The organism is Providencia sp. PROV174, assembly GCF_028480685.1.
Lineage (GTDB): Bacteria > Pseudomonadota > Gammaproteobacteria > Enterobacterales > Enterobacteriaceae > Providencia > Providencia rettgeri.
Genome location: NZ_JAMPOT010000007.1, coordinates 131,497 through 144,345 on the forward strand (window position 1 = coordinate 131,497; position 12,849 = coordinate 144,345).

At 38.5% G+C, this 12,849-nt stretch carries 6 protein-coding genes; 2 read left to right on the top strand and 4 right to left on the bottom strand.

Annotated features, from left to right (window positions below; all coding sequences use genetic code 11):
- Positions 1-2: 2 nt before the first annotated feature.
- The gene (nrdA, locus tag PSE60_RS04235; protein WP_210837264.1) at positions 3-2,294 is read right to left on the bottom strand and encodes a class 1a ribonucleoside-diphosphate reductase subunit alpha; all 2,292 of its coding nucleotides are present in this window, start codon (positions 2,292-2,294) and stop codon (positions 3-5) included.
- A 357-nt stretch (positions 2,295-2,651) separates the two neighbouring features.
- Positions 2,652-3,374 carry a bifunctional 2-polyprenyl-6-hydroxyphenol methylase/3-demethylubiquinol 3-O-methyltransferase UbiG gene (ubiG, locus tag PSE60_RS04240; RefSeq protein WP_272664645.1) on the bottom strand — a complete coding sequence of 241 codons (723 nt, stop codon included), beginning with the start codon at positions 3,372-3,374 and terminating at the stop codon, positions 2,652-2,654.
- Positions 3,375-3,672: 298 nt separating this feature from the next.
- Here ubiG and gyrA point away from each other — a divergent pair, with 298 nt between their 5' ends.
- Complete coding sequence (gene gyrA / locus PSE60_RS04245) at positions 3,673-6,288, top strand: DNA topoisomerase (ATP-hydrolyzing) subunit A (RefSeq protein ID WP_272664646.1); 2,616 nt, start codon at positions 3,673-3,675, stop codon at positions 6,286-6,288.
- Positions 6,289-6,502: 214 nt separating this feature from the next.
- Positions 6,503-9,289, top strand: a complete 2,787-nt coding sequence (rcsC, locus tag PSE60_RS04250) for a two-component system sensor histidine kinase RcsC (RefSeq protein WP_371031989.1) — start codon at positions 6,503-6,505, stop codon at positions 9,287-9,289.
- 78 nt (positions 9,290-9,367) lie between these two features.
- Here rcsC and rcsB read toward each other — a convergent pair whose 3' ends face one another.
- On the bottom strand, positions 9,368-10,018 hold the full coding sequence (gene rcsB, locus PSE60_RS04255) for a response regulator transcription factor RcsB (RefSeq protein ID WP_004259923.1): 651 nt from the start codon (positions 10,016-10,018) through the stop codon (positions 9,368-9,370).
- 1 nt (position 10,019) lies between these two features.
- Positions 10,020-12,719: a phosphotransferase RcsD gene (gene rcsD / locus PSE60_RS04260; protein ID WP_272664648.1), complete on the bottom strand. Its 2,700-nt coding sequence runs from the start codon at positions 12,717-12,719 to the stop codon at positions 10,020-10,022.
- Positions 12,720-12,849: the final 130 nt, after the last annotated feature.

Genomic DNA, 12,849 nt, shown 5'->3' on the forward strand with positions numbered 1-12,849 from the left:
TATTAAATTTTACACGCGCCGCCTTCGCAATCGGAATCTGCTGACTCAACAACTTCTTCCAGATCGCCCTGAACATCTTCCGCCCCATCGCGGGTGTTATGGTAGTAAAGTGTTTTCACACCAAACTTATAGGCGAGCAATAAATCTTTTAGCAATTGGTTCATTGGCACTTTGCCGCTCTCAAAACGAGTTGGGTCATAGTTTGTGTTAGCAGAAATCGACTGGTCGATAAATTTCTGCATGATACCAACGAGTTGTAAATAGCCACTGTTTGAAGGCATTTGCCATAGTAGCTCGTATGCGCCTTTCAGATTTTCGTAATCTGGCACCACTTGGCGCAAAATACCATCTTTAGAGGCTTTAATACTGATATAACCACGTGGTGGCTCAATACCATTGGTTGCGTTAGAAATCTGTGATGATGTCTCTGAAGGCATCAATGCAGACAGTGTCGAGTTACGCAGACCATGTTGTTTAATATCTTGGCGTAAGGCTTCCCAATCGTAATGCAAAGGTTCATTAGTTAACTTATCGAGCTCTTTTTTATAGGTATCGATAGGTAAAACGCCTTGTGCATAAGTTGTTTCATTGAACCATGGGCAAGCACCTTGCTCTTTTGCTAACTCATTCGAGGCTTTTAATAGATAATACTGAATGGCTTCGAATGTTTTGTGCGTTAAATTGTTCGCACTACCGTCAGAATAACGAACACCGTGCTTCGCGAGATAATAAGCGTAGTTAATCACCCCAATACCGAGTGTACGACGCCCCATTGAGCCTTGCTTCGCCGCAATGATTGGGTAATCTTGGTAGTCAAGCAGTGCATCAAGAGCACGAACAGCTAATATTGCCAGCTCTTCTAATTCATCTAGGCTATCAATCGCCCCTAAGTTAAATGCCGATAATGTACACAGCGCAATTTCACCGTTCTCGTCATTAATGTTGTTTAATGGCTTAGTTGGTAGTGCAATTTCTAAACATAAATTTGACTGACGAACAGGGGCAACCTGTGGGTCAAATGGGCTATGTGTATTACAGTGGTCAACGTTTTGAATATAGATTCGGCCAGTAGATGCACGTTCTTGCATCATTAATGAAAATAGCTCAACCGCTTTAACACTGGATTTGCGAATATTTTCATCTTGTTCGTATTTCACATATAAACGTTCAAATTCGTCTTGATCAGCGAAAAATGCATCATAAAGACCTGGAACGTCTGATGGGCTGAATAATGTAATATCTTGGTTTTTAATCAAACGCTCATACATTAGCTTGTTGAGTTGCACACCGTAATCCATATGGCGAACACGGTTACCTTCAACCCCACGGTTATTTTTCAGTACCAATAAGCTTTCAACTTCAAGGTGCCAAATAGGGTAGAACAAGGTTGCAGCACCACCACGAACCCCCCCTTGCGAACAAGATTTAACCGCAGTTTGGAAGTGTTTATAGAACGGAATACAGCCAGTGTGGAACGCTTCACCACCACGAATTGGGCTGCCTAATGCACGAATACGGCCTGCATTTACCCCAATACCCGCACGCTGCGAGACATACTTCACAATTGCGCTTGAAGTGGCATTGATGGAATCTAAGCTGTCACCACACTCAATCAGTACACAAGAGCTGAATTGACGTGTAGGAGTACGTACCCCCGCCATAATTGGCGTAGGTAATGAAATTTTGAATGTTGAAACGGCGTCATAGAAACGGCGAACATAATCGAGGCGCGTCTCTTTTGGGTAATGTGAAAACAGGCAAGCAGCAACTAAAATGTATAAAAACTGTGCGCTTTCATAAATTTCACCAGTAACACGGTTTTGAACTAAATATTTTCCTTCAAGCTGTTTTACCGCAGCATAGGAAAAATTCATATCACGCCAATGGTCTATAAAGCTATCCATTTGCTCGAACTCTGCTTCAGAGTAGTCTTCCAGCAAATGCTTGTCATATTTCCCCATTTCGACGAGGTGTTTAACATGCTTATATAATGCAGGCGGTTCAAACTGGCCATAGGCTTTCTTGCGTAAGTTAAAAATAGCAAGGCGTGCAGCTAAGTATTGGTAATCAGGTGTATCACCCGTAATTAAATCTGCTGCTGCTTTGATCATCGTTTCGTGAATGTCAGAAGTTCTGATCCCATCATAAAACTGAATCTGTGAACGTAACTCCACTTGAGAAACGGATACGTTACTTAGGCCTTCCGCGGCCCAGGTTATTACCTTGTGGATTTTGTCGAGATCAATGCGTTCTTTATGTCCATCACGCTTTGTGACTAACAGACTCTGGTTCATGAGCAAGTACACCTTGGTTGAACTACAAATGGGTTAAAAAAACATAAAAAAGCTCATGGTGTAATGCCATGAGGCTAGTAGTGTTATGTTTGCTTGTACCACTATATGTAGTAGTTTGTTTAGAATACCATAACAAGATAATGTTAATATGTGATTTTATCAAGTGAACAAATTAGAGGGATCTTGTGGATAACTGGTTGGATAAGAAAACAGATCATGTCGGTAAGCTGCATGGTAAAAGGCATTAATAAAAAAAATGCTTCCGACATGAGGACTAAAATAAATTTTGTAAAATGCGATCGTTTGCTGCTTTCTTAAACGTACTGCTTGTGATTTATTCTTTTCACGACTAAATGACTATTCGCTCACAGTATGCAGCATATAATTTACATCAACATTTGGCCCTAGCCAGAATTTATCCGTTAATGGGTTGAAGTGTAACCCTATGATATGTTTATCTTTCAGTGGTGTTCCGTCAATCCAGCCAATTAACTCAGAAGGGCGAATAAATTTGTTGGCATCATGAGTCCCTTTAGGCACGATTTTCATAATATATTCAGCGGCGACAACAGCCATTAACCATGCTTTTTTGTTGCGGTTAATGGTTGAAAAAATAACGTGTCCACCTGGTTTCACTAATTTAGCGCAAGCTCTAACGACAGACTGAGGATCTGGAACATGTTCAAGCATCTCCATACATGTAACAACATCATAGGCTTGAGGGTGCTTGTCAGCGTGCTGTTCGACGGTTTCTTGGACATATTCAACCGGAACACCGGACTCAAGGGAATGTAAGCGTGCGACCATTAAGGGTTCAGCCCCCATATCAAGACCGGTGATTTCTGCACCTTCACGCGCCATACTTTCGGATAAAATGCCACCGCCACAACCAACATCAAGAATTTTTTTACCGAAAACACCGTCTACACGCTGCATAATATAACCTAAACGTAATGGATTGATGCGGTGTAGTGGGGCAAACTCCCCTTCTAGGTCCCACCAACGGGAAGCGATGGACTCAAATTTCTCGATTTCTTGTTTATCGACGTTAAGGTACGTTGGGGTCTGGGTGTCATTCATACAAAAAAGCTCCTATTTTTAACCTATTCCCTAAAGCCTATTAACGATAACTATATTTAAACTATGCTCAATAGGGGGGAAATAGCGGCCCGATAAGAATTGATGGCTAAAATATAAACAACAATGCAATTATTGCAGTTATTAATTGATAAACCCTCAAGTTTCGGACACATAAACTTAATTTTCCGCTATTATACATAGCTTGGAAGACAAATACCCGTCTCTTATTTTTATTAAATTGGCGAATTGTGGTATAGTTCTACTCTTTGAATCCGAAGTTATGAGGGACAGTGGTTCCATGAGCGAGATTGCCAGAGAAATCACACCAGTTAATATCGAAGAAGAGCTTAAAAGTTCGTATTTGGATTATGCAATGTCCGTTATTGTCGGCCGTGCACTTCCAGATGTTCGAGATGGACTGAAGCCAGTACACCGCAGAGTACTGTTTGCGATGAATGTATTGGGAAATGATTGGAATAAACCCTATAAAAAATCTGCCCGTATTGTTGGGGACGTCATCGGTAAATACCATCCACATGGTGATAGCGCTGTTTACGAGACAATCGTTCGTCTAGCACAGCCTTTCTCAATGCGTTACATGCTGGTTGATGGTCAGGGAAACTTCGGTTCAGTTGACGGAGACTCCGCAGCGGCAATGCGTTATACGGAAATCCGTATGGCGAAAATTGCCCATGAGCTACTGGCGGACCTTGAAAAAGAAACCGTTGATTTCGTTCCAAACTATGATGGAACAGAGCAAATTCCTGAAGTTATGCCGACGAAAATCCCCAACCTTTTGGTTAATGGGTCTTCAGGTATTGCTGTTGGGATGGCAACCAATATTCCACCTCACAATTTAGGTGAAGTGATTAACGGTTGTCTTGCCTATATAGAAGATGAAGACATCAGTATTGAAGGCTTAATGGAACATATTCCAGGGCCTGACTTCCCTACAGCGGCGATTATCAACGGTCGTCGTGGGATTATTGATGCGTACCGTACAGGGCGTGGCAAGGTCTATATCCGTGCAAGCGCTGAAGTGGAAGTCGATGAGAAAAATGGTCGTGAAACCATTATTGTCAGCGAAATCCCTTATCAAGTGAATAAAGCTCGCTTGATTGAAAAAATTGCAGAATTAGTTAAAGACAAACGCGTTGAAGGTATCAGTGCACTGCGTGACGAGTCGGATAAAGACGGTATGCGCATTGTTATTGAGGTTAAACGCGATGCGGTGGGTGAAGTTGTACTAAACAACTTATATTCATTGACCCAATTGCAAGTTTCTTTTGGTATCAATATGGTAGCTCTACATCAAGGGCAACCCAAAATACTGAATTTAAAAGATATTATTGCTGCTTTTGTGCGTCACCGCCGTGAAGTTGTCACTCGTCGTACGATTTTCGAATTACGCAAAGCGCGTGACCGTGCTCATATCCTTGAAGCACTAGCAATCGCTCTGGCTAATATTGACCCAATTATTGAATTGATCCGTAAAGCACCAACGCCTGCCGAAGCAAAAGCAGGGCTGATTGCACGCTCTTGGGATCTGGGTAATGTTGCTGCGATGCTAGAACGTGCGGGTGATGACGCTGCTCGTCCTGAGTGGTTAGAACCCCAGTTTGGTGTGCATGAAGGGCAATATTTCCTGACTGAACAACAAGCCCAAGCTATTTTGGACTTACGCCTCCAAAAATTAACGGGTCTTGAGCATGAAAAATTACTGGAAGAGTACCGTGAACTTCTAGTGCAAATTGAAGCTTTACTGTTTATTTTACGCAGCCCTGAACGTTTGATGGAAGTGATTCGCGAAGAGTTAGAAATTATTCGTGATACCTACAACGACCCTCGTCGTACAGAAATTACAGAAAATACCGCAGACATCAATATTGAAGATTTGATTAATCAAGAAGATGTAGTGGTGACATTATCTCATCAAGGTTATGTGAAATATCAGCCTCTGTCTGATTACGAAGCACAGCGCCGTGGTGGTAAAGGTAAATCTGCTGCAAGAACTAAAGACGAAGACTTCATTGAGCGCTTATTGGTCGCCAATACACATGACACCATCTTGTGTTTCTCAAGCCGTGGTCGTTTATATTGGATGAAAGTTTACCAGTTACCAGAAGCGAGCCGTGGTGCACGTGGTCGCCCAATTGTTAACTTATTACCACTAGAGCAAGATGAACGTATTACGGCCATCTTACCTGTGCGTGAATATGAAGAGGGTTACAACGTCTTCATGGCAACGGCGAGTGGTACTGTGAAGAAAACACCTTTACAAGAGTTTAGTCGCCCAAGAAGCGCCGGTATTATTGCGGTGAACTTGAATGACGGTGATGAACTGATTGGTGTTGATTTAACAGATGGTTCAAACGAAGTCATGCTGTTTTCAGCTCAGGGTAAAGTTGTGCGCTTCGCTGAAGATGCCGTTCGTCCTATGGGACGTACCGCAACAGGTGTACGTGGTATTAAATTAATGGATAACGACAAAGTCGTTTCTTTGATTATTCCACGTGGAGAAGGGCATATCTTAACTGTGACAGAAAATGGTTACGGTAAACGTACTGAAGAAGCTGAATACCCAACTAAATCTCGTGCAACTCAAGGGGTTATCTCCATTAAAGTGAGTGAGCGAAACGGGAATGTAGTTGGCGCGATTCAGGTTGATGAAACAGACCAAATCATGATGATCACGGATGCCGGCACACTAGTTCGTACACGGGTGTCTGAAGTGAGTGTCGTTGGCCGTAATACTCAAGGTGTTACCTTGATTAGAACCGCTGAAGATGAAAAAGTTGTTGGTTTGCAGCGCGTTGCTGAAACGGATGACGATGAAAACAATGATGATGAGATTGCAAATGAAAACACTGAAGAAAATGGTGTTGATGATGCAAATATCTACGATCAAGAGTAATCATCGCGTTTAATTTAATGAACGGGTAGCGTAATTAGCTACCCGTTTTAGTTTCTAACCTTAATGTATTAATTTTAATACTTTTCATGTTAGTCGCTTTTTTATCATGTAATCGAGTATAATTAGCGGTCATAGTATCGAATATACAGGAAAGCGCTTGAGATATTTACCCTCGTTTAAAACATCACTTAGACTTTCTCGGGATTTATTTCGTATCCTCGGCTTGATGTTGTGGGGCATGGGCGTTTTTATCACTTTATTTTTCCTTTATTCGCAATTTAATGAATACAAATCAGATATTCGTCAACAGTTCTATTCAGGCTACGAAAACCTGCAAGCTTATATCCAACAAACGGGAGCGACACTTAATTCTATCCAGTCAATGACTGAGCTATATCGAGTAAAGCTGCAAGAATCAACAGACGTAAAGAATCTTCCAAGTAAATTTCTCGAATTACCGAATGCATCTAATTACTCTTTTTATAAATTAACGCCGAATACGGATTGTGATTATTTTAGGGATAGAGCAGAGAATTACTTACAAGCTTTTGAACAACTGAATTATTTTTGGAAAGAGAGTATTGCTGCACCTCAAGCTTTAAACCATGTCTTTTTAGTTGGTTCAAGAAGTTATTGTATGGTGGATTACCCGATCCGCTCAACAATATCTGATATCGAAATACTCAAAAAAGTCAGCTATGAAAGTGTGCGGACTTACCAAGGCTTGAGGTTACAAGGAAAAGAGCGTAATTTATTTACAATTATGCATGGCGCACAGCCAGATTATGGACAAGTTTACTTAATTCAGGCAATCAAGCACGATAACATGCTGCCTGCGTTTATTGGGTTAGAACGTTCAATTAACTTGAATCAGTTCAATATACGCCGAAATAAAGCTGTCGAAATACTCATAATTAACGATTATAACCAGCCTGTTTTATATTCTCCTATCGATATCAACCCTAAGAGCTCAGCATTACTCAATATTTCAGAACCTTCATTTTTTGGTTTTAACTCCGATTATTCAAAATTAATCTTTAAAAAGCGCTTATCACCTTCTCAAATTACGGTCATTTTCTCAATTGCGACGTCTGAAATATTAGCTAGCTTAGAAAATACTATTTTTTATGGCATCGTCCTTAACATTTTTACGGGAGGGCTAATTTTCTTTTTAATTTGGTTGCTTGAAAGGAAAATGTTAGAACCCGCAGAGAACACTGCGATACGGCTTGAAGAGCATGAACAATTCAATCACAAAATAGTGGCATCAGCACCTGTCGGCATTATCATTTTAAGGTTAACTGATGGAGGCAATATTCTCAGTAATGAATTAGCTCATGACTATTTTCGGTTATTAAATGATGATGATAAGCAGCGAATATTAACCATCATTCGCCAAAAAACGAGCAATTATATTGATGTGGTGACAACCAACGGAACACACTTACAAATTAGCTTTGTGAATTCGCGATATCAAAATGAAGATGTCGCTATTTGTGTATTAGTAGACATCAGTATTCGTGTTCAAATGGAAAAATCATTGCAAGATGTAGCCGATGCAGCGGAACAAGCGAACCATGCTAAGTCGATGTTCTTAGCGACAGTTAGCCATGAATTAAGAACGCCGCTATATGGCATTATTGGTAATATAGAATTGCTACAACGTTATGAGTTATCTGAGAAAGCGACACGCTTAGTTTCCACGATGGATAATTCATCGTCGCTTTTATTACAAATTATTAGTGATATTTTGGACTTTTCAAAAATTGAATCTAAGCAATTGAAAATAGAAAGTAAACTGTTTAATTGTCGAGAGGTTTTTGCATTTGTATTAGCGAACTACTTGCCATTAGTATCTAAGAAAAAAATATCATTATATTCTTATATTGAACCTAACATTCCTGATCTCATTTTGAACGATTCTGTGCGTTTACAACAAGTGGTTTCTAATATTGTTAATAACAGTATTAAATTTACAGAATCAGGTTTTGTATTGCTGTATGTCTGGAAAGATGAGAATTATTTAAAGATTGAAATACGTGATTCAGGAATTGGAATGACCCATGCCGTGGTCATGCAGTTGTTTGACCCATTTTTTCAAGTTCATGACCAAAATAATATCGGTCATAAAGGAACAGGGTTAGGATTAGCGATTTGTGAAAAACTGATTAACCTCATGGATGGTGACATTGAAGTCAGTTCCCAAATTGGACTTGGTAGCTCATTTACTATTCGTATTCCTTTATACGGTCAAGAATATATTAAGAAAAACATTCCAGAATACCGCGCACATTATCGTATTGCTATTTCGTGTCGAAATGAATTTTTAATGAACTTTCTTTTACGTTTGTTAAGCCATGAGCAATTTACGGTTGTCGGCCATAGCTCAATTGATAAAACACAAAATTATAATTTATTAATAACCGATTATGAGTATACAGAAGGTATAATCTGTGAAGATCATGTCCAGTTATCGAGTTTTTATGCCGGTGAGCTTTACGAAATAAAACCTAACCAATGGATTTGTAACACATATCAATTAGATAAATTACCTGTTTTAATTGATAAAGCCATCATGAAAACGATTGAGCAATCGCAGAAAAATAATATGGTAAATCAACCATTGATTGCTGATGATTCGTTGGGCGAATACCATGTGTTAATTGTCGATGACCACCCAATTAACCGAGCATTATTAAGTGAACAATTAGCGTCTATCGGTTTTACTACAGGAACGGCAATAGATGGGGTAGACGCACTAAAATACCTAAATAATCATCATGTTGATATTGTTTTAACAGATGTAAATATGCCAAATATGGATGGCTATCAGCTGGCAAAAGAACTGCGGCGCTTAGAGTCTAATTTACCGGTGATCGCATTAACTGCTAATGCAATGGCAGAAGAAAAGCAACGTTGTATTAATGCAGGAATGAATGATTGTTTATCAAAACCAACAACAATTGCAATTTTACGTGAGACCTTAACGCGCTATTGTTAAATATACTTAAAGATGAATGCAAAAATAAAAACCCATAACTGGGTTTTTATTTGTGTAGTCTTATCGTTGAAGTGAAGCTCACTCTGAAGGCGAGTTATCAATACTCACAGAAGAAAGGTAATTTAGTAGCGCAATATCATTTTCAACGCCTAATTTCAGCATGGCTGATTTTTTCTGGCTACTGATCGTTTTTATGCTACGGTTAAGTTTTTTCGCAATTTCAGTGACTAAAAAGCCTTCAGCAAATAAACGTAGTACTTCACTTTCTTTTGGTGATAAGCGTTTATCGCCGTAGCCGCTTGCATTGACTTTTTCCAGTAGCTTACTCACACTTTCTGGTGTGAATTTTTTGCCTTTCTGTAAAGCTGCTAAAGCTTTAGGTAAATCAGCTGGAGCGCCTTGTTTTAACACAATTCCTTCGATATCCAGCTCTAATATTGCGCTAAGAATGGCTGGGTTATTGTTCATTGTGAGAACAATGATTGATAGATCAGGATAATGCCGTTTGATGTATTTGATTAAAGTAATACCATCGCCATATTTATCACCTGGCATTGATAAATCAGTAACTAGCACGTCTGCATTTAAGCGTGCTAAGTTATTAATCAAAGAGGTTGAGTCCTCAAATTCCCCTACGATATTCACCCATTCAATTTGTTCAAGTGATTTTCTGATGCCGAAAAGAACGATAGGGTGATCATCGGCAACAATGACATTTAGGTTATTCATATTATTGGTTACCTTCTGGCATTAGTTTTTTGACTGAATTATCCAGCATGCTAATGCAATTTTTTATTTCCAATCCGTTTTCATCTGCTATGAAACGCTCCAAATCTTCACAAAGCTTATGAAGAAAAGTAAATTCGAGCATAGCAAAAACTCCTTTTAAACGATGTGCAGTGTTTTTTAATTCGGTCAAATCCTCAACACTTTCACTATTATACAGTTTATTAATATCTATCGGTACTGTTGTGATAAACAAATCTCGATATCCACTATTTGCTAGTATTAATTGATAACTTGCAATTGCATCTTCTATTGACTCATTCGAGGTTCGTGAAACCGTTTGAGCATCAACATTGTGAGAAATCAAATTATTAGAATGCTCATGTTCATGATCCGTGTTTTCGATCAGTAATGAGATGGCATCAATTAATTCATCAGCAAAATTATAGTTAGCTTCGATGTAATGAGGTTGTAATTGGTTTATTCCTGAAAGAGTACCATTTACTTTAACAATATTTTCAAAATATTCCTCATTATTATCAGTTATCAAGAGGTCCCAGTTGGTGTGAGGGGAACTCTCACTTAAGTCCAAATATTCTGCTCCATAATTAGTTAATATATTCCTAACAATCCGTGAGATATCGGCATTATGTATATTTAAGCGTATACAAATATCTTCCAATAAAGCAGGGTAATTCTTGACGAGTAGCTCTTTAGCAGCAGGAAGTGTAATTTCATAATGCGTGCCGATTGCATCACTAGAGCGAATAGAAAAAGCGCCATTCATTTTTTTTACCAGTAACTTGCATAAATAAAATGTTATACCGGAACGAGTAAAGTTAGAGGAGTTTAAAATCTGTCCAGTAAAGGGGCTTTGCAAATTACTCAGTTCTTGATTGCTTACGCCAGTTCCACTGTCTTTAATATTCAGTAAGATGACATTTTTACTGGCATCATAAGATAACGTGAATGAAATTTTTCCAAAAGAGGTTGTTGCAATAGAATAATCCCAAATTAGCTGTATTAATTGCTTTAAATAATCCAGATTAGCCACGATAAGTGAATCTGGGTTGAGATTATTATGAAAATAAAGCGCTAACCCTTTGTTATTACACTGCGATAAGTTTTGCTTTAAAAATTGGCTTACAAGGTTACTGATAGAGACGTGCTCTGTTTTTACGGGGTCAGCTTGGGACTCAAGTTGATTTAATAAGTTAATATTTTTAAACCAACGATTAATATGAAAAAGCTGATTTTCAATTTCTAAAATAAATGCGCGATTATTTATATTGGAAATTTCGGATAATCTGGTTAGTTTGTCATCTACTTTAATGAGTGAAGGTAATATTTCACTACACATATTCTCAAATACAACTTTACGCATATGAATATTTTTTTTGTATTCGCGATTCGCTAATTCTTGGCGTTTTTGGGTTAATGCTTCTTTATCTTTATCTATAATAATGAAAAGAACAGTATTGGGTTTTGATATGTTATTGACAAGAACAACTTCATAGACAATATTTTCGATAGAAACTTGAATAACATCATGGTTTTCCATCGCCATTTCTTTAATGTGAACCAGATCCATGGAAGGTAATAATTGATTAGCAATGTCATTGCTCAGAATTTTTTTGTTAGTGTTAAAGTCGTAAACTAAAATACCGTACGAAATATGGCTGATAATATCGCTAGTCAGTGCTTCATTAAAATTCAGTTCTTGCAGCATATTTGTATTGGGAGAAATCAGGCGTTTACGGATAAAGAGCATAATCAGCAAAGCAAAGAAGATCATGATAAGCATGCCAGTCATTAGCCATAAGTTATAGCTAATGACATTAAAAATAATGCTTTTTAATGAAACATGGTAATAAAGTTGATAACTGGTACCGTCAATAGGGTGGGAGAAAATGAGGTTAGTTCCAACCCAAGTTGTATGAGACTCATTGCTTCCTGTGCTTGCAGGGCGTGTATTAATGGTAAAAAAATCCCCATTTAAATTGGGGGGGATCAGTGAATTGATCGAGATATCAAAGGATATCACGCTCGTTAACTGCCCTGGGGAATTAAACATCAGCCGATAAGTATAGTAATAAAGGTTATCAGGGGAGTATTTTTGAATATTTGAAATTATTTCCCGTCGATCTAACAATGTTGATTGTGTCAACATATCAGCGCGCTTTTCTTCTGCCGTCAAGGTGAGGTAACTTTCTTTAAATCGTAGCTCAGGTTTAAGAATTGAATGGGTGGTCACTAAGACTAGTGTATTGTCTAAACCATTGAGATAATACATGGAGTTATATTCATTATGAGCTCCCCAGACAATCTCCATATAATTTGCAAGTTTAGAAGCTAAAACATTACTAGTTTGCTTATTATTACCAAATACAATGGCATCGATGGATTGGTTGGCGCTACTAAGCCAAAAAATATCATGGCGCATTCCTGTTACTGCGAGATTATCGGTAGGAGGAACCGATGCTTTGTCATTGGCAATTTTATAGATATGGCTTGCTTGATAACGATAATCTTCGATTTGATAGGCTAATCGACTCGCCATACTGTTCAAACTTGTCTGACGGCTTTGAACCAATGCTTGATAGTAGTTAAATAGTGATAAAAAAAGCATCACTATTAGCAACAGAATAAATGCTGCGAAAATACGGAAAAGAGTGTTTGGCTTTAATAATGATTGTTTATACATAATTGTAGCAAGTCGTCCCGTCGGCTAAAATATTATTAGATTAAAAATCATACGCCTAGAGAAAGGATAGACACCGATTTTGCACAGATATTACCATTTTTCTTGGGAAAGAGAGAGAGATTGAGTGAAG

Excerpts from the sequence above, each read along its gene's own strand:
- gyrA (WP_272664646.1), top strand. The coding sequence starts at position 3,673 with ATGAGCGAGATTGCCAGAGAAATCACACCAGTTAATATCGAAGAAGAG.
- rcsB (WP_004259923.1), bottom strand. The coding sequence starts at position 10,018 with ATGAATAACCTAAATGTCATTGTTGCCGATGATCACCCTATCGTTCTT.
- ubiG (WP_272664645.1), bottom strand. The coding sequence starts at position 3,374 with ATGAATGACACCCAGACCCCAACGTACCTTAACGTCGATAAACAAGAA.
- rcsD (WP_272664648.1), bottom strand. The coding sequence starts at position 12,719 with ATGTATAAACAATCATTATTAAAGCCAAACACTCTTTTCCGTATTTTC.
- nrdA (WP_210837264.1), bottom strand. The coding sequence starts at position 2,294 with ATGAACCAGAGTCTGTTAGTCACAAAGCGTGATGGACATAAAGAACGC.